Origin of the sequence: Campylobacter sp. LMG 17559, from assembly GCF_024723605.1 — a bacterium.
Classification (GTDB): Bacteria; Campylobacterota; Campylobacteria; order Campylobacterales; family Campylobacteraceae; genus Campylobacter_D.
Window position 1 is genome coordinate 79,394 of sequence record NZ_JANQCZ010000006.1, and the last position, 23,629, is coordinate 103,022.

The 23,629-nt window shown below is 30.6% G+C and carries 21 protein-coding genes; all 21 read left to right on the forward strand.

All coding sequences use genetic code 11. The features are described from left to right. The 21 genes from CAMP5082_RS04610 to uvrA all read left to right on the forward strand — a co-directional run bounded on the left by CAMP5082_RS04610 (position 1) and on the right by uvrA (position 23,612). Positions 1–2,307 carry a hybrid sensor histidine kinase/response regulator gene (locus CAMP5082_RS04610; RefSeq protein WP_337206042.1) on the forward strand — a complete coding sequence of 769 codons (2,307 nt, stop codon included), beginning with the start codon at positions 1–3 and terminating at the stop codon, positions 2,305–2,307. Between the two features lie 4 nt (positions 2,308–2,311). Next, a complete protein-coding gene (locus tag CAMP5082_RS04615) occupies positions 2,312–2,830 on the forward strand; it encodes a chemotaxis protein CheW (protein WP_039668837.1) in 519 nt (172 codons plus the stop codon). Then, on the forward strand, positions 2,830–3,456 hold the full coding sequence (gene serB, locus CAMP5082_RS04620) for a phosphoserine phosphatase SerB (RefSeq protein WP_263706718.1): 627 nt from the start codon (positions 2,830–2,832) through the stop codon (positions 3,454–3,456). Before CAMP5082_RS04615 ends, serB begins: the two co-directional genes overlap by 1 nt. Beyond that, positions 3,453–4,424: a transaldolase gene (locus CAMP5082_RS04625; protein ID WP_263727651.1), complete on the forward strand. Its 972-nt coding sequence runs from the start codon at positions 3,453–3,455 to the stop codon at positions 4,422–4,424. Before serB ends, CAMP5082_RS04625 begins: the two co-directional genes overlap by 4 nt. Before the next feature lie 46 nt (positions 4,425–4,470). Next, positions 4,471–5,007 (forward strand): 50S ribosomal protein L25/general stress protein Ctc, encoded by a 537-nt coding sequence (locus CAMP5082_RS04630; protein WP_133319540.1) that lies wholly within the window; start codon positions 4,471–4,473, stop codon positions 5,005–5,007. A 1-nt stretch (position 5,008) separates the two neighbouring features. Beyond that, positions 5,009–5,548: an aminoacyl-tRNA hydrolase gene (pth, locus tag CAMP5082_RS04635; protein ID WP_337206043.1), complete on the forward strand. Its 540-nt coding sequence runs from the start codon at positions 5,009–5,011 to the stop codon at positions 5,546–5,548. A 3-nt stretch (positions 5,549–5,551) separates the two neighbouring features. Beyond that, complete coding sequence (locus CAMP5082_RS04640) at positions 5,552–6,613, forward strand: LptF/LptG family permease (RefSeq protein ID WP_263679478.1); 1,062 nt, start codon at positions 5,552–5,554, stop codon at positions 6,611–6,613. 17 nt (positions 6,614–6,630) lie between these two features. Next, the gene (gene lysA, locus CAMP5082_RS04645) at positions 6,631–7,836 is read left to right on the forward strand and encodes a diaminopimelate decarboxylase (RefSeq protein WP_337206044.1); all 1,206 of its coding nucleotides are present in this window, start codon (positions 6,631–6,633) and stop codon (positions 7,834–7,836) included. Between the two features lies 1 nt (position 7,837). Next, positions 7,838–8,599, forward strand: coding sequence for an HAD-IIA family hydrolase (locus CAMP5082_RS04650; protein WP_337206045.1), 762 nt, complete (start codon positions 7,838–7,840; stop codon positions 8,597–8,599). Next, the gene (gene pheA, locus CAMP5082_RS04655; RefSeq protein ID WP_070255253.1) at positions 8,596–9,669 is read left to right on the forward strand and encodes a prephenate dehydratase; all 1,074 of its coding nucleotides are present in this window, start codon (positions 8,596–8,598) and stop codon (positions 9,667–9,669) included. Before CAMP5082_RS04650 ends, pheA begins: the two co-directional genes overlap by 4 nt. Then, on the forward strand, positions 9,659–10,750 hold the full coding sequence (hisC, locus tag CAMP5082_RS04660; RefSeq protein WP_263663922.1) for a histidinol-phosphate transaminase: 1,092 nt from the start codon (positions 9,659–9,661) through the stop codon (positions 10,748–10,750). The genes pheA and hisC overlap by 11 nt, the downstream gene beginning before the upstream one ends. Before the next feature lie 14 nt (positions 10,751–10,764). Next, on the forward strand, positions 10,765–12,450 hold the full coding sequence (gene fliF, locus CAMP5082_RS04665) for a flagellar basal-body MS-ring/collar protein FliF (RefSeq protein WP_337206046.1): 1,686 nt from the start codon (positions 10,765–10,767) through the stop codon (positions 12,448–12,450). Then, positions 12,450–13,478: a flagellar motor switch protein FliG gene (gene fliG / locus CAMP5082_RS04670; RefSeq protein ID WP_012662055.1), complete on the forward strand. Its 1,029-nt coding sequence runs from the start codon at positions 12,450–12,452 to the stop codon at positions 13,476–13,478. The genes fliF and fliG overlap by 1 nt, the downstream gene beginning before the upstream one ends. A 4-nt stretch (positions 13,479–13,482) precedes the next feature. After that, positions 13,483–14,301 carry a flagellar assembly protein FliH gene (gene fliH, locus CAMP5082_RS04675; protein WP_263706706.1) on the forward strand — a complete coding sequence of 273 codons (819 nt, stop codon included), beginning with the start codon at positions 13,483–13,485 and terminating at the stop codon, positions 14,299–14,301. Continuing rightward, positions 14,298–16,127: a 1-deoxy-D-xylulose-5-phosphate synthase gene (dxs, locus tag CAMP5082_RS04680; RefSeq protein WP_337206047.1), complete on the forward strand. Its 1,830-nt coding sequence runs from the start codon at positions 14,298–14,300 to the stop codon at positions 16,125–16,127. The genes fliH and dxs overlap by 4 nt, the downstream gene beginning before the upstream one ends. Positions 16,128–16,210: 83 nt before the next feature. Continuing rightward, the gene (perR, locus tag CAMP5082_RS04685) at positions 16,211–16,621 is read left to right on the forward strand and encodes a peroxide-responsive transcriptional repressor PerR (protein ID WP_337206048.1); all 411 of its coding nucleotides are present in this window, start codon (positions 16,211–16,213) and stop codon (positions 16,619–16,621) included. Between the two features lies 1 nt (position 16,622). Further along, positions 16,623–17,807: a hypothetical protein gene (locus CAMP5082_RS04690; RefSeq protein WP_337206049.1), complete on the forward strand. Its 1,185-nt coding sequence runs from the start codon at positions 16,623–16,625 to the stop codon at positions 17,805–17,807. A gap of 7 nt (positions 17,808–17,814) precedes the next feature. Continuing rightward, positions 17,815–18,516 carry a bifunctional demethylmenaquinone methyltransferase/2-methoxy-6-polyprenyl-1,4-benzoquinol methylase UbiE gene (gene ubiE / locus CAMP5082_RS04695; protein ID WP_337206050.1) on the forward strand — a complete coding sequence of 234 codons (702 nt, stop codon included), beginning with the start codon at positions 17,815–17,817 and terminating at the stop codon, positions 18,514–18,516. Continuing rightward, on the forward strand, positions 18,513–19,676 hold the full coding sequence (xseA, locus tag CAMP5082_RS04700) for an exodeoxyribonuclease VII large subunit (protein ID WP_337206051.1): 1,164 nt from the start codon (positions 18,513–18,515) through the stop codon (positions 19,674–19,676). The genes ubiE and xseA overlap by 4 nt, the downstream gene beginning before the upstream one ends. Positions 19,677–19,688: 12 nt before the next feature. Further along, the gene (gene serC / locus CAMP5082_RS04705; RefSeq protein ID WP_337206052.1) at positions 19,689–20,765 is read left to right on the forward strand and encodes a phosphoserine transaminase; all 1,077 of its coding nucleotides are present in this window, start codon (positions 19,689–19,691) and stop codon (positions 20,763–20,765) included. 21 nt (positions 20,766–20,786) lie between these two features. Further along, entirely contained in the window at positions 20,787–23,612 is a 2,826-nt protein-coding gene (gene uvrA / locus CAMP5082_RS04710; RefSeq protein ID WP_337206053.1) for an excinuclease ABC subunit UvrA, read from the forward strand. Positions 23,613–23,629: the final 17 nt, after the last annotated feature.

The following is a 23,629-nucleotide window of genomic DNA, read 5'->3' on the forward strand; positions in this document are numbered from 1 at the left end:
ATGGAAGATATTCAAGAAATACTTGAGGATTTTTTAGTTGAAGCCTTTGAACTAGTTGAGCAAATTGACCATGATTTGGTTGAATTAGAAGCAAATCCTGAAGACTTAGAACTATTAAATAGAATTTTCCGTGTTGCACATACTGTTAAAGGTTCATCAAGCTTTTTAAATTTTGATGTTTTAACAAAACTTACTCATCACATGGAAGATGTTTTAAATAAAGCAAGACACAATGAGCTTAAAATTACTCCTGAAGTAATGGATGTGGTTTTAGAGTCTATTGATATGATGAAAACCTTATTAAATTCTATTAGAGATAATGGAAATGATACAGCAATAGGACTTGATATAGCTCCAATTTGTACAAGATTAACCGCTATTTCAGAGGGTGAAAGTTTAGAGTCTGTTGCACCGGCTAAAACTGAAGAGTCAAAAGAAGAAGTAAAAGAAGAGCCAAAGGCTGAAGAACCTGAAGTTGATGTAAATAAACTCAGCGATGATGAGGTTGAGGCTGAAATTGAAAGACTTTTAAAAGTAAGAAAAGCTGAAGACCAAGCAAGACGTGCTGAAAAGAAAAAAACACAAGAAGCTAATCCAGCTCCAAGTAAACCAGCTGCTCAAGCACAAAATGCAACTGCTGAGAAAAAAGTTCCTGCAGCAGGTGGTGGAAGCAGTGGTGCAAATATGGATCAAACCATTAGAGTTGAAGTAAAAAGACTTGATCATTTGATGAACTTAATTGGGGAACTTGTTCTTGGTAAAAACCGCTTATTAAAAATTTATGATGATGTTGAAGAAAGATATGATGGGGAAAAATTCTTAGAAGAATTAAACCAAGTAGTATCGCAACTTAGCATTGTTACTACAGATATTCAATTAGCAGTTATGAAAACAAGAATGCAGCCTATTGCAAAAGTTTTCAACAAATTCCCAAGAGTTGTACGTGATTTGGGTCGTGAACTTGGCAAGCAAATGGAGCTTGAAATTTCAGGGGAAGAAACTGAACTTGATAAGTCTATTGTGGAAGAAATTGGCGATCCTATTATGCATATGATTAGAAACTCGTGTGATCATGGTATAGAAGATCCAGCAACGCGTGTGGCTAATGGCAAACCAGAAAAAGGAACCGTTAATCTTAAAGCATACAATGAAGGAAACCACATTGTAGTGGAAATTGCTGATGATGGTAAAGGGCTTGATGCGGATGCTTTAAAATCAAAAGCTATAGAGAAAAACTTAATCACAGAGCGCGAAGCTGATCAAATGAGCGATAAAGAAGCGTTTGCATTGATTTTCAAACCAGGTTTTTCAACTGCTGCTAAAATTACTAATGTTTCAGGTCGTGGCGTTGGAATGGACGTTGTTAAAACTAATATTGAAAAACTAAATGGTGTGATTGAAATCGACAGTGAACTTGGAAAAGGCACTGTGATGAAGCTTAAAATCCCACTTACTTTAGCAATTATTCAATCATTGCTTGTAGGTACACAAGAAGAGTTTTATGCTATTCCTCTTGCAAGTGTTCTTGAGACAGTTAGAGTGCCAATTGATGATATTTATACCATTGAAGGTAAAAACGTACTTCGCTTAAGAGATGAGGTTTTATCTTTAGTAAGACTTTCAGATGTATTTGGTGTAAAACAAGTGCTTGAAAATACTGATCAAACTTATGTAGTTGTTATAGGTGTAGCAGAAAGTAAGCTTGGTATTATAGTAGATACTTTAGTAGGTCAAGAAGAAATCGTTATTAAGTCTATGGGTGAATATTTACAAAACATCCAAGGTATAGCAGGAGCGACGATTCGTGGTGATGGTAGAGTTACTTTGATTATTGATGTTGCTGCTATGATGGATATAGCTAAAGAGATCAAAGTAGATATTAAAGCACAAATTGAAGCGCAAGCTAAAAAAGTTGTGAAGGAAAAACCAAGCGATTATACAGTACTTATAGTGGATGATTCTAAGATGGATAGAAATATCATGCAAAAATCGCTAGAACCACTAGGTGTAAGTATTATAGAAGCAACTAATGGCGTTGAGGCATTAAATACAATTAAATCAGGTGAGCATGATATTGATGCAGTGCTGATTGATATTGAAATGCCAAGAATGGATGGTTATACCTTAGCAGGTGAAATTAGAAAATATTCTAAATACAAAAACCTTCCACTTGTTGCGGTAACTTCAAGAACTAGTAAATCAGACCGTCTAAGAGGTGTGGAAGTAGGAATGACTGAGTATATTACTAAGCCTTACTCTCCAGAGTACTTAGAAAATGTAGTTAGAAAAAATTTAAAACTAGGATAAGAAGATGAATGATAAATTAAGCCAGGTTTTGCAAAAACAACAAGCGCAAATTGCAGAACCAGATGTGGATAAAGAAGAGGATATTATTCAGCTTGTTGGTTTTGTGGTAGGAGATGAGGAATATGCTATTCCTATTCTTAATATTCAAGAAATTATTAAACCTATAGAATATACTAGGGTTCCAAGTGTGCCTGATTATGTTCTAGGTGTGTTTAATATGAGGGGTAATGTTATGCCTTTGATAGATCTTGCAAAAAGATTTAATCAAGGTAGCTCTAAAATGACACCTCAAACTAGATATATTGTTTTAAAAGGTGTAGCAAATGGAAATCAAACTCCTGCGGGTAATGCGGGTTTTGTGATAGATAGATTAACAGAGGCTATCAAAATTCACAGAAGCAGAATTGATCCGCCACCTGAAACTTTACTAAAAGAAAAAGGTATGATTTTTGGTATAGGTAAAAGAGAAGAAAATATTTTAACTATATTAAAAGCCGAAGCTTTATTAAAGCGTGAGTTTTAATGATAAAGCTTTGTGCCTTTGACTTTGACTCTACGCTAATGGATGGAGAAACCATCGATATTTTAGCACAAGAGTATAATGTCGGTGATGCTGTTAAAAGTATCACCGATAAAGCAATGAATGGTGAGCTTGATTTTTTTGAAAGCTTGAGTGCTAGAGTAGCCTTGCTTGAGGGAATGCCAGTTGATCAAGTAAGAAAGTGCTGTGAAAATTTACCTTTGATGAATGGTGCTAAAGAATTATGTGAGTATTTAAAAAATAAAAATATAAAAATTATTGTTTTTAGCGGTGGATTTCATGAGGGAATTGACTTAATACAAAATAAACTTCATTTTGATTTCGGTTTTGCTAACTTTTTGCATAGTAAAAACGGTGTTTTAACGGGAAAAGTTGGCGGAGAAATTATGTTTAACAACTCAAAAGGTATTATACTACAAAGACTTAAGAAATTTTTAAATTTAAAAACAGAAGAAATTATGTGTGTGGGCGATGGAGCTAATGATATTTCTATGTTTAAAGAATGTGGATTAAAAATAGCTTTTTGTGCCAAAGAAATTTTAAGATCTCATGCAGATATTTGTGTAGATAAAAAAGATTTAAAAGAAATAATAAAGGTAATACAATGAAAAAATTTTCACTATGGTGTGATTTTATAGAAAATGAATTTTTAGATCATGAATTTTTGGATTTAATATACTCAAGAACAATCAATGGTGCTACTTCAAATCCTGCTATTTTTAAAAATGTGATTTTAAACTCGGCTATTTATAAAGAAAAAATCAAAAAATCAAATCTCAAAGATAAAAAAGCCTTATATGAGTATCTTGCGATAGAAGATATAGCTAAGGCCGCAGATAAATTAGCTATTAATTATTATGAAAATAATGATGGTTTTATTAGTATTGAAATTGATCCAAGATTAAAAGATAATACTAGCTTATCTTTGGCTGAGGCAAAAAGATTATACACGCAAATTGCAAAAGAAAATGTGATGATGAAAATTCCTGCCACAGAAGCTTCTTATGAAGTAATGCAAGAATTAATGAAAAATGGTATTAGTGTAAATGCTACTTTGATTTTTGATTTTGAGCAAACTAAAAAATGCTTTGAAGCTTTAAATTTAGGTTTAAAAGAATTTAGAAAAAATAATACCGCAGCCAAAAAAGAACCTCAAGCCGTTATTAGTATTTTTGTAAGCCGTTTTGATAGATTATTAAATAATCAAGTTTTAGATAAAAATTATATAGGAATTCTTACTGCAACAAAGGCTTATAATTATATCATTAAACAAAATGAAGCAAATATTAGAGCTTTATTTGCAAGTACGGGTGTTAAGGGTGATGATTTAGAAAAAGATTATTATATTAAAGAATTACTCTATGATAAAGCTATTAATACTGCACCACTAGATGCTATTAAGGCTTTTAAAGGTAAGCAAATCGTATTTAAAGAGCCTTTGAAAGATGAATGTATAGAGAAAAAATTGAATGCAAATATTTCAAAAGATGCTTTAAGTAAAGCTTGTAAAGATTTGCTTGATGATGGTTTAGAGCAATTTTGCATAGCTTATGAAGATATTTTAAAATCTTTATAAACTTATTTAGCTATAATTAGCGTTTATTTTTTTAGAAAGGAAACAGATGTTAGAAGGTATCGTTAGAGAGAGTATCGGTAGAAAAGCTGCTAAAGCTTTAAAAAGAGATGGTTATCTAATCGCAAACATCTACGGAAAAGGATTAGAAAACATCAATGCTGCTTTTAAAGTAAATGAATTTATTAAAGAAGTACGCAAAAAAACTACTTTAGCTTTTGATGTAAAAGTAGCAGACAAAGTATTAAATGTTGTGGTAGTTGATTATCAAAAAGATCCTGTAACCGCAGAATTAAAACACGTAGATTTAAAAGTAGCACAAAAAGGTGTTATTTCTAAATATATGGTTCCTGTAAAAATCGTAGGAACAGCTATGGGTCTTAAAAATAAAGGTGTTTTAATCCAATCAAAAAGAAGATTAAAAGTAAAATGTGCAGCTGAAAACTTACCAAATTATTTTGAATTAGATGTAACCAAACTTGATGTTGGTGATGCACTTTTAATCCGCGATGTAGTTGTACCTGAGGGTGTAACTATGGTTGATGCTGATAGAGTAGCTGTAGTTGGCGTAGAAAAAGCAAGATAAAATGACCTTAGTCGTAGGACTTGGTAATATAGGAGAACAATACGCCCAAACCCGTCATAATGTAGGGTTTATGCTAATTGACTTAATTTTGAAAGACTTGCAAACAACAAAGCTTTCAAATGCTAAATTTAAAGGAGAGCTTTTTAAAAGCTCTTCTGCTCTTTTTTTAAAACCTTCCACTTATATGAATTTATCCGGAGAAAGCGTAAAAGCTGTTAGTGAATACTATAAATGTGATAGAATTATTGTAATCCATGATGATATAGATTTAAATTTAGGTGCTTTGAAATTTAAAATAAGTGGATCAAGTGGTGGGCATAATGGACTTAAAAGTATAGATAATCTTTGTGGTAATGCTTATGAGAGAGTACGTATAGGAGTAGGAAAAGGACAAGATGTAATTTCTCATGTTTTGGGGAAATTTAAACAAGAAGAGCAAGAAAGTTTAACTAAGGTTTTAGAACATAGTAAAAAAGCCTTATTTGAGCTTTTAAATTCTGATATAGAAAAAATCGCTTCAAAATATTCTTTAAAAAGTTAAACGATGAGTATATTTTTTCGCTATATTTCATCTTTGTATTTAAAATCATTTTTTATTTTATTTTTTTCTTTGACTTTTTTCTTTGTAGCGATTGATTTTTTGCTCAATTTCAATAGGCTACCAAAAAGTGCAAATTTAGAGCTTTTATATATATTTTTCTTAACATGCTCAGCGGCTTCTTATATACTACCTTTAGCTATAGTCCTTGCTTTGGTTTTATGTATTTTTAATATGATACGCTCGAATGAATTTGTTAGCTTATATGCTTTGGGTTTAAGTAAAAATCAAGTGATTTTTTATCCTTTTTTATGGGCTATGTTTTTTTGTTGTGTTTATGTTGGACTTAATTTTAGCTCCTTTGCTTATGCAGATGAATATAAAAGTAATATTCTTAAGCGTGGCGTTGTAGATAGAGAGGGTGGGGAAGTTTTGATTAAATATAATGATAAATTTATTTATATACAAAAAACAAGTTCTCAAACCCTATATAATGTAAAAATCTTTGATGTAAAAAATTTAGACATTCAAAGCATAATCCATGCAAAAACTGCTAAATTTAATGGAGATTCTTGGGATTTGAATGATGCTAAAGCTACTAATGTACCACAAAATTTGATTGTTTCAAAAGAGGGTTTAAGTATAGAAGAATTTAAAAATATTAAAGGTTTAGAAGATTTTTCTCCAAAAATTTTAGAAAGAATTTCTTTAGTAGAGAGCAATCCTTCTTATTCTATTTTAGACGCACTAGAAAGTATGGTAATTTTTGCAAAACAAAATATTTCTACTAATACACTTAGAACAAGCTTGTATTCTTTAGTTCTTACACCATTTTTTGCACCATTTTTAATGCTTATTGTGTATTATTATTTCCCTTTAACAGCAAGATTTTTTAATCTCGCACTTTTAGCTTTTGTATTTTTTGTGTGCATACTTTTGGTTTGGGGCTTGTTGTTTTTATTAACAAGATTGAGTGAAAATGAAATTTTACTTCCAGAGCTTGGTATAATGCTACCAGTATTTATTTTAATGAGTATAGGAAGTTTTTATTATTTTAAACACAAATAACTACAAGTGAGGTTTTTATGGATTATTTAAAACTAGCAAAAGAATATAACACACCATTTTATATTTATGATTTTGATAAAATCAAAGAACGCTTTACAATGTTAAAAGATGCTTTTAAAGCAAGAAAGTCACAAATTTTTTATGCAGTTAAAGCAAATTCTAATTTAAGTGTTTTAAAACTTTTAGCTTCTTTGGATAGTGGGTTTGATTGTGTTAGTGCGGGTGAGATTTATAGAGCTTTAAAAGCAGGGGCTAAAAATTATAAAATTATTTTTAGTGGGGTAGGTAAAAGTGCTGATGAGTTAAAATATGCTTTAGAGCAAAACATACTTTATGTAAATTTAGAAAGCTATGAAGAAATGCTTCTTTTAGAACAAATTGCTAAAGAAAATCAAAAGATAGCTCGTATAAGCATAAGAGTAAATCCAAATGTAGATGCTAAAACACATCCTTATATTTCTACAGGTTTGCATGAAAATAAATTTGGCGTAGATATAGAAAGTGCTAAAAAAATGTATCTTTATGCTAAAAACTCACAATTTTTAGAGCCAGTTGGTGTGCATTTTCACATAGGCTCGCAAATTCTTGATATAAGCAGTATTCATGAAGCTTCTGCGATTGTTGCAAAATTAGTAAAAGAACTTTTGGCTTTAAAAATTAATATTAAATTCTTTGATATAGGTGGGGGTTTAGGGGTTTGTTATAAAGATGAGCAAGAACCAATTTTATATGATTATGCTCAAGGAATTTTAGCAAGTTTACAAGGTCTTGATGTGTGTATAGGTATGGAACCTGGTAGATTTTTAGTGGCAAATGCAGGTGAGTTTGTTACTAAAGTTTTATATGAAAAATTTAATGATAAAAAGCGTTTTGTGATTGTTGATGGGGCGATGAATGATTTATTACGTCCAAGTTTATATAGTGCTTATCATGAAATTAAGCTTTTGGGTGAAAATAAAGAAGAGAGCCTTTGTGATATTGTTGGTGGGGTTTGTGAGAGTGGAGATTTTTTAGCTAAAGATAGAAAACTAGCTAAGACAAAAGCAGGAGATTTGATCATAGTTAAAAGCGCAGGTGCGTATGGTTTTAGCATGAGTAGTAATTATAATACTCGCAATAGAGTATGTGAGCTAGCTTGTGAAAACGGCACAGTAAGAATGATTAGAAAAAGAGAAAGTTATGAGGATCAAATTGCTTTAGAGCTTGATTTTTTAAAGGATTGAAATGTTATTTTTAGATGTACAAGGGACTTTGATTTCAGATCATGATAAAAGTCCTATAGATGGTGCTTTAGAACTCATTAAATCTTTAAATAAAGAAAAAATTCCTTATGTGATTATTACCAATAATACCAAAAAATTAGATTTTTTAAATTATTTGCAAAATTTGGGTTTTGAAATTAATGAAAAAGTTTATATTGATCCTTTTTGTGTTTTAAAAGATCATTTAAAACCTTGTAAAATAGCAGCTTTTGGAGCAAAAGAATTTTTAGATTCACTTCAAGAGTTAGGTTATGAGCTTGATTATAAAAACCCAAAAGTATTTTTACTAGCAAGTTATGATAATTTTAAATTTCAAGATTTTGCTAGTATGATAGAGTATCTTAAAAATGGTGTGCAAGCTATAGCAATGCATGAAAGTAGTATTTATAAGAAAAACTCAAGGCTTTATCCAGGTGTTGGAAGTATTATGTCTATGCTTAAAAATGCATGCGAGTTTGATTATAAGGTGATAGGAAAACCTAGTAAGGCTTTTTATGCAAGTGCTTTAAATTTATTAAAACAACAAGATTGTAATGTGAGTTTTGAAAAGACTTTAATCATTAGTGATGATTTTAAAGGCGATTTGCTTGGTGCTTATGAGCTTGGCATGCAAACAGGCTTAGTTTTAAGCGGTAAAATTTCTAACACTCAAGGTCTTGATACAACTAAACTTAATTTTGTATATGATAGTATTAAGGATTACTACATATCGAGGTTTAAATGAAAGAGATAGAAAAATTACGCAATAAAATCGATACTATCGATGATAAAATTTTGGCTTTACTTAATGAAAGAATGCTTCATGTTAAAGATATAGGAGTTATTAAGCAAAATTTAGGTGGAAGTATTTATAGACCTGAGCGCGAAAGAGCTATTATAAATAGACTTAAAAATTATAATCATGGTTTATTAGATCAAAATGCAATCGAAGCAATTTATCAAGAAATTTTTGCTGTATCAAGAAATTTAGAAATGCCCCAAAGCATAGCTTATTTAGGACCTGAGGGAAGCTATACGCATCAAGTAGCAAGAACACGTTTTGGTGCTATGAGTCGTTATACTCCACTTGCAAATATAGAAGATGTTTTTAAAGAATTAGCTCACAAAGAAGCAAAATATGGAGTAGTACCTATAGAAAATAATACAGCAGGTGCAGTGGGTGTGACGCTTGATTGTCTTGGAAAATATGAAGATGTAAAGATTTTTGCTGAAATTTATATGGACATTCATCATTCTTTTGTAAGTATGAGTGAAAATTTAAAAGATATTAAACGCATATATTCTCATCCACAAGGTTATAATCAATGTAGAAATTTTTTAGAAAGTCATGATTTAAGCGAAGTGGAATTTGTAGCAAGTAAATCCACAGCTCATGCAGCTTACTTAGCTTCGCAAGATGTTACTTCAGCTGCGATTTGCTCTAAAATTGCAGCAAAACTTTATAATGTGCCTATATTATTTGAAACGATTGAGGATAATTTGGCAAATCGCACTAGGTTTTTGATTTTAAGTGATATAAAAATACCTCAAATGCCTCATTGTAAAACTTCTATTTTAGCACTTGCTGCACATAAACCAGGTGGGCTTAGTGATTTATTATATGAGTTTAAAAAAGAGGGGATAAATTTAACAAAACTTGAATCACGCCCTATAAAAACAAGAGAATTTGTACATAGTTTTTATATAGATTTTGAAGGACATATTGATGATGAAAATGTCCAAAGAGTATTAAAAAAAGCTGAGCATATAAAATGGCTTGGATCGTATTTATCAGGAGAAAGTAATGAAATTTAATCCTTTTTTAGAAGCTATTAAAACTTATGAAAGTGGCAAGGATATGGATTTAATTGCTAAAGAATATGGTTTAAAAGAAGTTATTAAACTAGCGAGTAATGAAAATCCTTATGGTACAAGCAAAAAAGCTAAAGAAGCCATTATAAATAATGCACATTTAGCTCATTTGTATCCTGATGATACTATGAGTGAATTAAAACAAGCTTTAGCACAAAAATATGATATCTTAAAAGAAAATCTCATCATAGGTAGTGGGAGTGATCAAATCATAGAATATATAGTGCATGCAAAACTTGATCATTCTAAGGCTTATTTGCAATGCGGGGTTAGCTTTGCTATGTATGAAATTTATGCAAAACAACTAGGAGTTAAGGTTTATAAAACCCCAAGCTTAACCCATGATTTAAATGAGTTGTATGAGTTATATCAAAAGCATAAAAATGAAATCAAAGTAATTTTTTTATGCTTGCCAAACAATCCTTTGGGTGAGTGTTTAGACGCAAGTGAGGTTTTTGAGTTTTTAGAAAAAATTGATGAGGATTGTTTGGTAGCCATTGATGGAGCTTATAATGAATTTGCTTCATTTAAAGATAGTAAAAAGCATATTAATCCTAAAGAATTAATCCATAAATTTCAAAATGCAGTATATCTAGGAACCTTTTCTAAGCTTTATGGTTTGGGTGGTATGAGAGTGGGTTATGGTATAGCTTGCAAGGAAATTATTAATGCGTTTTATAAATTAAGAGCACCTTTTAATGTGACTAATTTGAGTTTAAAAGCTGCTGTTGCTGTGTTAGATGATGATGAGTTTGTGCAAAAAACTTTGGAAAATAATTTTTCACAAATGAAACTTTATGAAGATTTTGCTAAAAATTATAAAATTCGATACATTCCAAGCTATACAAATTTTATTACTTATTTTTTTGATGAAAAAAATAGCACAGATTTATCTGAAAAATTGCTTAAAAACGGTATAATAATAAGAAATTTACAAAGTTATGGTTTAAATGCTGTGCGTATAAGTATAGGTACAGAGTATGAAAATTCAAGGTTTTTTGAAGAGTTTTCTAAAAATTTTTAGTTTGTAGGAAATAAATGGATTATAAAACTATACTGCACCAAGTAGGTCAGCTTTATCAAAATTTAAGTTTAAGACAGCGTATTATCATTGCTGCTTCTATTGTTGTTGTAGTTGGATTTTTAGTATTTTTAACCCTTTTTAGAAGTGGTTCTACAGTAGCTAGTGAGGCTGGATATTCAGTATTGTTTGAAAATGCTAATACTAGTGATTCAGCGATGATAGTAACGCAGCTTGAAAAAAGCGGGGTTTCTTATATTTTGCGTGATGAGGGAACCATTTTAGTACCTAATGAACAAGTGTATAAACAGCGTTTAGCTATTGCTTCTGCAGGGTTATTGCCAAAAGATAATAAAGTAGGTTTTGAGCTTTTTGATAAACAAGAATTTGGCGCAACAGAAGCTGAGCAAAAGGTAAAATACCAAAGAGCATTAGAAGGTGAACTTGCTAGAACGATTGAAAGTTTAGAGCCTATCCATAGTGCCACAGTGCATATTGCTTTTGCTAAAGATACACTTTTTACTCAACAACAAGTCCCACCAACTGCTTCAGTAGCTTTGACGATAAAAGAAGGCTTAAAGCTTAATAAAAAGCAAATTATGGGGATTAAAAACTTAATTGCTTCTTCAGTGACAAAACTCACCCCTGAAAATGTAAAAATCATGGATCAAAAAGGTATTCCTTTAGATGATGAGGGTGCTTTTGAGAGTGATTTAATTGCTGCTCAAATTAAATATAAAAGAGATCAAGAATATGAATTAGAGCAAAAAATTGTTGCTTCTATTGCTCCATTTGCGGGTGGTTATGATAGGGTAGTAGCAAAGGTTAGTATTGATTATGATTTTTCTAAAGAAGAATCACAAAGTGAAGTATATGATCCAAACACAGTCGTGCGTAGTGAGCAAACTTTAGAAGAACATAGAGAAGGCTATAAAGATAAAGAAATTCAAGGTGTACCAGGTGCTGTTTCAAATATCGGTCCTGTAGAAGGTTTAGATGATAAAGGTGCACGCGAGGTTTATACTAAAAACCAAACTACAACTAATAATGAAATTTCTAAAAAAATTACCAATACCACTAAGCAATTTGCAACTGTTAAAAGAATTTCTGCGGCCGTTGTAGTAGATGGAAAATACAAAGTAATTACTGATGATCAGGGAAATATCACAAACGAATACATTCCTTTGAGCGATAAAGAAATTCAAGCTATTGAAAATCTCACTAAAGGCGCTATAGGTTTTAATCTTGCTAGAGGTGATGCGGTTGAAGTAAATAATTTGGAATTTCATAGAACAGCTAAAGTTGAAAATAAGGTTCAAACTTTCTATTCAAGATTTGTTGAGCCATTTATCCCGCCTGTTAAGTATGTCTTTGCTGCGATTTTACTTTTCATCTTTTATAAAAAAGTTATTGTGCCATTTTCACAAAAAATGCTTGCAGATATCAAGCTTGAAGAAGAGATGGAAGGAAAAGACGGGCAAATCATTGACGAGGCTGAAGATGCTATTGAAAAATTCAACGCAGCACGTAAGAAAGTTGAAGAACAACTTGGCTTTGGGGATAATTTTGATGAAGATGCACTTCAATATGATGTCTTGCTCGAAAAATTAAGAGCAGTGGCTAATGAAAAAGGTGAAGAAGTGGCATTATTGTTACAAAAACTTGTTGAAAATGAAGCTGAATTTGGTGAGAAGGATATCTGATGATAAAGCTTAGTGAAGAACAAAAAATGGTCTATGATGACCTTTCTATGCCAGAAAAGGTCGCAATTTTTTTAATTCAACTTGGAGAAGATGTAACGACAGTTTTATTTTCTCATATGGATATTAATGTCATCACTGAAATTTCTCGCTATATCGCTTTAGCAAAAAATGTTGACAAACCAGTTGCTACTGCAGTTTTAGAAGAATTTTATACTTTATTACAATCAAACCAATATCTAAAAAGTGGCGGTTTGGAATATGCAAAAGAAATTTTATTTAGAACTTTTGGCCCTGAAATTGCCAATAAAATTTTGGAAAAACTTACCAAAAGTATGGAAAATAATCAAAATTTTGCTTATCTTTCTCAAATCAAACCACAACAGCTTGCTGACTTTATCATTAAAGAGCACCCGCAAACTATAGCTTTGATTTTAGCTCATATGGATACTACTCAAGCTGCTGAAACTTTGGAGTATTTTAGCGATGAGTTAAGGGCTGAGGTTGTAATAAGAATGGCAAATCTTGGGGATATTTCACCTTCAATTATCAAAAGAGTATCTGCGGTGCTTGAAAGTAAACTTGAAAGTCTTACTTCTTATAAAGTTGAAGTGGGTGGTCCAAGAGCGGTTGCTGAAGTGCTTAATCGCTTGGGTCAAAAAGCATCCAAAACAACACTTTCTTATATTGAGCAAAGTGATGAAAAACTTGCTACAACCATTAAAGATTTAATGTTTACTTTTGATGATATTTCTCAGCTTAGTACTAATGCGATTAGAGAAGTTTTAAAAGCTGCTGATAAACGCGATTTGATGATAGGTTTAAAGGGTGCAAGCGAGGATTTAAAACAAAAATTTATGGCAAATATGTCAACGCGTGCTGCTGAAGCTTTTGTAGAAGAAATGGGCTTTTTGGGTGCTGTACGTGTAAAAGATGTTGAAGAGGCTCAAAGAAAAGTTGTAGAAGTGGTGCAAAAACTTGCAGAACAAGGTCTTATCCAAGTGGGTGAGGCTGATGAGATGATAGAGTAAGATTATGGCTAAATTAACTAATGTAATTTCACCTGAAAATATTTCTGCTCATGTAGTTGAGGGATATCATTTTAAAGTTATGAGTGAAATGTCTTCTAATGAAGAGCAAAAACAAGAAGAAACTCAAACTATAAATCAAACTCCTCTGGCTCAAAATACTACTCAGCAAGCAGTGGAAAATCAAACAGTAGAAACTACCCCACAAGCTCCACAACCACAAATCCAACCTGATTTTGTAGAAGATTTGCTTAAAAAAACTGATGAAATGTCAGGAAATATTATTAAATTACAAATGCAAATAGAAAGTCAAGAGGCTGAATTTAACAATCGCTTAAATACAGAATTAGAACATGCAAAAGAAAAATTTACCAAAGAAGGTTATGAGCAAGCTCAAAAAAATTTTGAAAGTGAATTAGAAGCTTTAAAAGAAAAATACTTAAAAAGTGTAGAAAAACTTGAAAATACAGTGCAAAATTTAAATGAGTTTTTATCTAAAAATGAAAAAGAATTAGCCGATACAGCTGTAATTATCGCAAAAGAAGTGATTGCAAAAGAACTTGAGGAAAATTCCTCACTTATAGCATTAAATTTAGCAAAAGAGCTTATGAATGAGCTTAAAAATGCTACTAAAATAGAATTAAAACTTAGCCCTGATGATTTTGAATATGTAAAATCACATTTAGAACAAGAGCAAAGTAATATCAAATTTAGTCTTGATGATGCGATTAATAAGGGGAGTATTTTAATATTAAGTGATGCAGGCAATATAGAATCAAACCTTAATAATCGTTTGCAAAAAATCAAAAATATGGTTAATGAATGATAGACTTAAATAACTTAAATATTAAAAATATGCAAATTAAAGAGTTAGAAAATTTAGCTAACAATTTGCGTGAAGTTATTATAGACACAGTGAGTAAAAATGGCGGACATTTAAGTTCAAATTTAGGTGTAGTTGAGCTTAGTATAGCTATGCATTATGTTTTTGATGTAAAAAAAGATCCTTTTATTTTTGATGTTTCACACCAATCTTATCCACACAAGCTTTTAAGTGGTAAAATAAATAATTTTCATACTCTAAGACAGTTTAATGGTTTAAGTGGTTATACAAAGCCTGATGAGGGAGATTATTTTGTAGCAGGACATTCAAGCACTTCTATATCTTTAGCAGTTGGAGCTTGCAAGGCTATAAGATTAAAAAACGAAGATCGTTTGCCTGTTGTATTAATAGGTGATGGAGCGCTAAGTGCAGGTATGGCTTATGAAGCTTTAAATGAACTTGGTGATAGAGAATACTCTTGTGTAATCATTTTAAATGATAATGAAATGAGTATATCAAGGCCAATTGGAGCTATTTCAAAATACCTTTCTCAGGCAATGGCAACGCAGTTTTATCAAAAATTTAAAAAACGCATAGAAAATCTTTTAGAGTACTTTCCTCAAGGCGCTTCTTATATGGCAAAGCGTTTTGAAGAAGGCTTAAGGCTTATCACACCTGGACTTTTGTTTGAGGAATTAGGACTTGAGTATATTGGTCCTATTGATGGACATAATTTAAATGAGGTTATTAATGCACTCAATCAAGCAAAAGCTATGAAAAAACCTTGCGTTGTGCATGCGCAAACTATCAAAGGCAAGGGTTATGCATTAGCCGAGGGAAAAAATGCTAAATGGCATGGAGTAGGTGCTTTTGATAGAAGTAGCGGGGAGAGTTTAAAGGCAAATATAAGTAAAAAAAGCGCCACAGAAATTTTTTCAAATACCCTACTGAATTTAGCTCAAAAATATGAAAATATAGTGGGTGTAACTGCTGCTATGCCAAGTGGTACTGGACTTGATAAATTAATAGAGAAATATCCTGAACGTTTTTGGGATGTCGCAATTGCAGAACAACATGCAGTTACTTCTATGGCTGCTATGGCAAAAGAAGGTTTTAAACCTTTTATAGCAATTTATAGTACTTTTATGCAAAGAGCTTATGATCAAGTAATTCATGATTGTGCTATTATGAATTTAAATGTAGTTATAGCTATGGATAGAGCAGGAATTGTAGGAGAAGATGGAGAAACTCATCAGGGTATTTTTGATATTAGCTTTTTAAGTGCTATACCAAATATTACTCTAGCAGCTCCAAGAGATGAGGCTATGATGGAAAATATTATGGAGTATGCATATTTTCATCAAGGCGTTTTTGCTTTTCGCTATCCTAGGGGTAATTTTTTATTAAATGATGATTTTAATCCATGTGAGATAAAACTTGCTAAAGCTCAAATTTTATCTAAAGTACAAAGTGATAAAGTATTTTTAGGTTTTGGTCAAGGTGTGGCTAAGGCAAAATTAGCTTTAGATAAACTTGGATTAGATTATGCGAGCTTAATAGATTTGATTTTTGCAAAGCCTTTAGATGAAGAGCTTTTAAAAGAGTTGGCAAAAGATACAAAAACTTGGTTTGTTTTTTCAGATAGTGCTAAAATAGGTGGAGTGGGAAGTTTGATTGCAAATTTTTTACAAAAAGAAAATCTTTATCATATAAAACTAGCAAGTTTTGAATTTGAAGATCAATTTATAGCCCATGGCAAAACAAGTGAAGTGGAAAAATTTTTAGAGCTTGATATTGATTCATTGTGTCAAAAAATTAAAATTTATTAAAAGATAAAAAATATCTTTTAATATAATCATTTTTTTATAAAAAAAGAGTTATACTATAAGTAAAAATATTTGGAGAATAGACTATGGAACTTATTCAAATGCTTAAAAATTGTGATTTAAAAGCTACTCCACAAAGACTTTGTATTTTAAAAATTTTAAAACGCCACGAGCATCCTAATATAGAATCTTTGTATGAAAGTATTAAAGAAGAATATCCTTCTATCTCATTAGCTACGGTATATAAAAATTTAAATACCTTAAAAGAACAAGGTTTGGTAGTAGAAATTAATACTCCAAATCAAAAAACTTGTTATGACATTTATGAATATCCACATATTCATGTAATTTGTAGCAAATGCAATCACATAGAAGATGTGCACTATGAAGATAGTGGGATTAATAAATACCAAGAAGATCTTGAGAAAAAGATTGGTAATATTATTGATTATCTTGGCGTATTTGCTTATGTGAATGGTTGTAAATTTTGCAAGTAAAATGATTTGTGAAGTACAAAGACGCTTTTTAATTGAAAACGATGATTTTATCAAAATTTTAAAAGAAGAAAAACTTGCTTATTCTAAGGATAAAATACGTGTATTTTTTACACGTATAAATCCTTTTTGTGATATCAAATATAAAAAAATCAATCAAGATTATTATCAATTTACATTTTATAAATTACATGATATTTTAGATAAAAAAACTCATAAAATATCTAAAAAAGAATTTAAACATCAAAAAAGTAAAAATGCTATAACCAATATAATAAAAAAAACAAGAATTAGTTTTGAGCTTGATAATACCCAATTTTTCCTTTATAATTTTAAAAACAATTTAAAAAATTTGGTCATTTTAAAAGTGATTTTTTCCGCCGTTGAAGAAGCAAAGCGGTTTGATTTACCTCATTTTTTTAAAAATTATAAAGAAATTACAGATGATGAGAATTTTTATAGTAAAAATTTAGCATTATATGGGGATCTTTCTAAAGTTTTTGATAGTGCTAGATGTATTAAAATTTTAGATAAACAAAAAGATATTAACTTGCATTTTCCAAATCAAATTCAAAGTTTTTCAGCTGGTAAAATTTTACTTTTTGTTCTTTTAAAAAACTTAAAAAATGACAGATTAAATTTTTTAAAAAATTCAAGTGAAAAAAACTTGGAACAATGTTTTATAAGCCTTAAGCAAATTTGTTTTTGTTTTGATGTTTTTGATACTCTTTTTGAAAAAAATATTCAAAATAAGCTAAAACAACAATTTTCATTTTTGATAAATCAAATTAATATGAAAAAATACCATGAGTTTGAATTAGAAAAATATATTTTTATTTTAAGCGATGAAAAAATTAATGATATTTTTCTTGATATGGATTTTATTTTAAAAAATGATTATGAATTTTATCAAGGAAAAAATCAAATTTTAAAGTCTTTAATAGCTTTTAAACTAAGAAAAGAATTAGTTTTTTTAAAGAAAAAAATTGTAAAATCTCAAACAAATCTTGAAGAAGAATTAGAAAAAATAAAATTTTTATTATGCTATTTTGCAACTATGTTTGAAGAAAAAAGCATTAAAAAGTTGAAAAATTATTTTAAGTATAAGCATTTAGACCAAAATTCTTATGATGAAAATATAATAAAACAAATTGAAAAAAGCATCAAAAAATTAAAAATATATAGTTAGGAAAAACATGCAAAAACAAGAAAAAATAGTTAAAATGTTTGATGATATAGCACCAACTTATGATAAGGCTAATAGAATTTTAAGTTTTGGAAGTGATGTGAGTTGGAGAAAAAAAGCTTGTTTGGATGTTTTTAAATTTTCTAATAATGAGCTTGATATTATCGATGTAGCTTGTGGTACGGGCGATATGATTATAGAATGGCAAAATCAAGCCTTAAGAGCAAATAAAAATATCATTAGTGTAAAAGGGGTTGATCCAAGTGCGGGCATGCTTGAAGTGGCTAGGAAAAAAATTCCTGATGCGACTTTTGTACAAGCAAAAGCACAAGAACTTCCACTCGAAAATGAAAGTGCAGACATCATAAGTATAAGTTATGGCATACGCAATGTGGTAGATAGAAAAGAAGCTATAAAAGAATTTGCAAGAGTGTTAAAAAAGGATGGGATTTTACTTGTACTTGAATTTACCAAAAGAGAGCAGGGTGGTTTTATAGCTGCTTGTAGGGATTTTTACTTAAAAAATATTTTGCCAAAAGTGGGTGGATTTATCAGTAAAAATTATAGTGCTTATGAGTATTTGCCAAATTCTATAGAAGATTTTTTAAGCAAAGAAGAATTTATTAAAGAATTGAGTGTGCACTTTGAAATGCTAGAGTATAAAAGCTTTAGCTTTGGTGTTTGCTCTATGTTTATTGCAAGAAAAAAATGAAAGTTTCAGAACTTAATTTAAAGGCTAAAAGTTTATTAGAATTTCATCTTGATGATATAGAGCTTAGTGGAGAAATTTCTAAAATTACCATTCATAGTTCAGGACATTGGTATTTTGATTTAAAAGATGAAAAATCAAGCATAGCTTGCGTGATGTTTAAAGGCTTTAATCAATTTGTTCAAGCTAAACCTAAGGTTGGCGATATGCTTGATCTAAGAGGTTATGTGAGTTTATATGAAGCAAGTGGTAGGTATCAATTTATCGCTAAAAGTATGCAAAAAACAAGCCTTGGGGATTTAGAAGCTAAATTTTTAGCCCTAAAAGAAAAGCTTGAAAAAGAAGGTTTGTTTGATACAAATGTTAAAAAAAGCATTGTTAAATTTCCTAAAAAAATAGGCATAATCACTTCTTTTACTTCAGCAGCTTTGCAAGATATGCTAAAGCTAATTTCACAAAAGGAATACAATCTTTGTAAAATAACTATTTTTAATGCTCTAACTCAAGGACAAAGCGCTCCAAATTCTTTGATAAATGCTTTAAAAAAAGCCAATGAGTATAATTTAGATGCGATTATTTTAGCAAGAGGTGGCGGGAGTAGAGAGGATTTGTTTTGTTTTAATGATGAAGAACTTGCAAGATGTATTTTTTCTTTAAAAACACCTGTTGTTTCTGCTATTGGACATGAGATTGATTATGTTATTAGTGATTTTGTAGCAGATTTAAGAGCGCCAACTCCAAGCGCAGCTATTGATATGATTTTTCCAAATAAACTAAGCTTAGAACAAGGACTTGATGAGCTTGCTATGCGTTTTAAAAACCAAATGTTAAATCATCTTAAATTTTATCAAAACAAAATCGATCACTTGCAAAATTTAGCCAAAGCTAAATCTTTAGAAAATGCTTTTTTTCTTAGAAAACAAAAACTTGATTTTTTACAAAGTCAACTAAAGAGTGTTTTAAATTTAAAATTATTAAATTATGAAAACAAACTTAATAATTTTGAAGAGCTTTTAACTCAGCATAAAAATTTCTTTGATAAAAGTAAAAATTTGATAAATTTACAAAAAGATGGCAAAAATATCTCTCTTGAAAAACTAAAAAAGGGAGATATTATAAAACTTTGCTCAATAAATGAGAGCAAAGAAGCCCAAATACTATAAAAAGGAGACAAAATGAGAGTAATGAATTTTAGTGCAGGTCCTTCAAATCTACCTGATGAGGTTTTAAAAGAAGCACAGGAGCATTTGTTTGATTATCATGGCAAAGGCTTTTCTATTATGGAAGTTTCTCATCGTGGAAGGGTTTTTGAAGAAGTGCATTTTGAAGCTATTAAAATGGCAAAAGAGCTTTATGGTGTAAATGATGATTATGAAGTGCTTTTAATGCAAGGTGGGGCTAGTTTGCAATTTGCTATGATACCTATGAATTTATATATGGGTGGAGTTTGTGAATTTGCTAATACTGGTGTTTGGACTAAAAAGGCTATTAAAGAGGCTGAAATTTTAGGAGTAAATACAAAAATAGTAGCAAGTAGCCAAGAAAGTGAGTTTGATCATATCCCACAATTTGAATTTAGCGATAATGCAGATTATGCTTATATATGCTCTAATAATACCATTTATGGAACTCAGTATAAAAGCTATCCAAAGACTAAAAGTCCTTTGATAATTGATGCTTCTAGTGATTTTTTCTCTAAAAAGATAGATTTTTCTAATGTTGCTATGCTTTTTGGTGGAGTGCAAAAAAATGCAGGAATTTCAGGACTTGCTTGTGCATTTATCCGCAAAGATATGATAGAGCGTAGTAAAAACAAAAATATACCTAGTATGTTAAAATACAGTGTTTATGCTGAAAATAATTCTTTATTTAATACTCCAGCAACCTTTGCTATATATATGCTTAATCTTGAAATGAAATGGCTTTTAAATCAAGGCGGCTTAGATAAAATCAATGAGCAAAACATACAAAAGGCTAAAATTTTATACGATGTAATTGATGAGAGTAATGGTTTTTATAAAGGTCATGCTAAAAAAGAGGATAGATCATTAATGAATGTCAGTTTTAATATAACTCATGATAAAAACTTAGAACCAGTTTTTGTAAAAGAAGCTGAAGAAAATGGTATGATAGGTCTTAAGGGGCATAAAATTTTAGGTGGAATTCGCGCTAGTATTTATAATTCTATCAGCATTGAAAAGGTTCAAAAGTTAAGTGAATTTATGAAAGATTTTGCTAAAAAACATGCTTGATTAGGTAAAAAGAGGATTTTTATGAATAATGACAAAATAAATATCATTGGTGCTAAAGAGAATAACCTTAAAAATATCAACCTAGAAATTCCTAAAAATAAACTCATAGTTTTTACAGGACTTAGTGGAAGTGGTAAATCCACTTTAGCTTTTGGTACGCTTTATGCAGAAGGACAACGTCGCTATATTGAGAGTTTAAGTGCTTATGCAAGGCAGTTTTTAGATAAAGTGGGTAAGCCAAATGTTGATAAAATAGAAGGTTTAACTCCTGCTATTGCTATTGATCAAAAAACAACTTCTAAAAATCCTCGATCAACTGTTGGAACTATTACTGAAATTTATGATTATTTAAGACTTTTATATGCAAGGATTGGCTCACAACATTGTCATCAATGTGGCCAAAAAATTTCATCTATGAGTGCAGCAGATATCGTAGGTGAAATCTTAAAGCTTCCAAAAGGAGCTAAAATCATCATTTATGCGCCGTTGATTAAAGAAAAAAAAGGAACTTTTGCAGATCTTTTGGAAAATTTAGTCGCAAAAGGCTATGTTAGAGCACAAATTGATGGAGTTTTAACGCGTCTTGATGAGGATATTGAGCTTGCTAAAACCAAAAAACATACAATAAAACTTGTAATAGATAGACTTCAAGTACAAGATGATATGTTAGCAAGACTTGCAAGCGATATAGAAAAAGGGCTTAGTGAGAGCTTTGGTGAAGTGGAAATTGAAGTTTTAAATAATGAAGAATTAAACATACCTAAGCATTTTCATTATAGTGAGCATAATGCTTGTTTTGATTGTAAAATTTCTTTTCCTTTGCTTGAGCCTTTGAGTTTTTCTTTTAATTCTCCAAAAGGCGCTTGTCCAAGTTGTGATGGTCTTGGTATAAGATATACGCTAGATATGAAAAAACTTATCAATGAAGAATTAAGCTTAGAAGCAGGAGCTATAAAGCTTTTATATGGGTTTAATAAAAGTTATTATTATAAGTTTTTAATGGCCTTTTGTGAGCAAAATGATATCAGGGTAAAAATTCCATATAATGAGTTAAGTGAAGAAGAAAAGCGTCTAGTGCTTTATGGTAATGCTAAGGAAATTAACTTTTTATGGAAAAGACATCGCTTAAGTCGTAAATTTGAAGGTGCTGTTAAATATGCCTATGAAATGTTAAAAGATGAAAAAGATTTAAGCGAGTATATGAGTGAAAAAACTTGCAAAGATTGCAATGGTCATCGTTTAAGAGCTGAAAGTTTAGCTGTAAAAGTAGCTGAGAAAAATTTGGGTGAAATTTTAGATATGAGCATAGAAAATACCACTGCATTTTTTTCAAAAGAAGCTAATTTTGCGTATTTAAGTGAACAAGAAAGATTGATAGCTAAGCCTATTTTTAAAGAAATTAATGAAAGATTGTTTTTTCTTTATGATGTAGGACTTGGGTATTTATCTTTAGGGCGTGATGCAAGAACCATTAGCGGGGGTGAGGCTCAAAGAATTCGTATAGCATCTCAAATTGGTAGTGGTTTAAGTGGAGTGATGTATGTTTTAGATGAGCCTAGCATTGGTTTACATGAACGAGATACAGCAAAACTCATTAAAACTTTAAGAAATCTTCAGCAAAAGGGTAATACTTTAATCGTAGTTGAGCATGATAAAATGACTATAGAAGAAGCAGATTTTATCGTAGATATTGGTCCAAATGCTGGTAAATTTGGTGGTGAGGTTGTATTTAGTGGAACTTATAAAGAATTGTTAAAAAGCAAAAGCCAAACTGCCCTTTATATGAGTGGCAAAAAGCAAATTGCTCATCAAAAAAATAGAGAACAAAAAGATTTTATTAGTTTAAAAGATGTGAGTATTAATAATATTCAAAATTTAAGTGTAGATTTTCCATTACGCAATCTTGTAGCAATTACAGGCGTTTCAGGAAGTGGTAAAAGCTCATTAATTTTACAAACTTTGCTTCCATTTGCGAAAGAAGAGCTTAACCGCGCTAAAAAAGTTAAAAAACTAAGTGGGGTCAAAATAGAAGGTTTGGAAAAACTTGATAAGGTGATTTATCTTGATCAAAGTCCTATAGGAAGGACTCCACGTTCAAATCCTGCTACTTACACAGGTGCTATGGATGAAATTCGTAATCTTTTTGCAGCTACCAAAGAAGCTAAAATGCGAGGTTATAAAGCAGGGCGTTTTTCTTTTAATGTTAAAGGTGGAAGATGTGAAAAGTGTAGTGGAGATGGTGAAATTAAAATAGAAATGCACTTTTTGCCTGATGTGATGGTAACTTGTGATGTTTGTAATGGCAAAAGATATAATGATGCAACTTTAGAGATTAAATATAAAGGTAAAAGCATAGCTGATGTTTTAAATATGAGTATTATTGAAGCAAGTGAGTTTTTTACTTCTGTGCCAAAGATAAAGCAAAAACTTGATACTTTGGTAAAAGTTGGGCTTGATTATCTTACCTTAGGACAAAATGCAACTACTTTAAGTGGCGGAGAGGCTCAGCGTATTAAGCTAGCCAAAGAATTAAGCAGAAGCGATACAGGAAAAACTCTTTATATTTTAGATGAACCTACAACAGGACTTCATTTTGAAGATGTTAATAAGCTTATTTTAGTTTTGCAACATTTAGTCGATCTTGGAAATAGTGTGTTTGTGATAGAGCATAATTTAGATGTGATTAAAAATGCTGATTATATCATCGATATGGGACCTGAAGGTGGAGTTAAAGGTGGTAAGGTTATAGCTAAAGGTAGCGTGGAAGAGCTTGCAAAAAATCATGAAAAAAGTGGTTCTTATACGGGGTATTATCTAAATTTAGAGTTAAAAAACACAAAAAAATAAATTGGTTGAAGTTATCC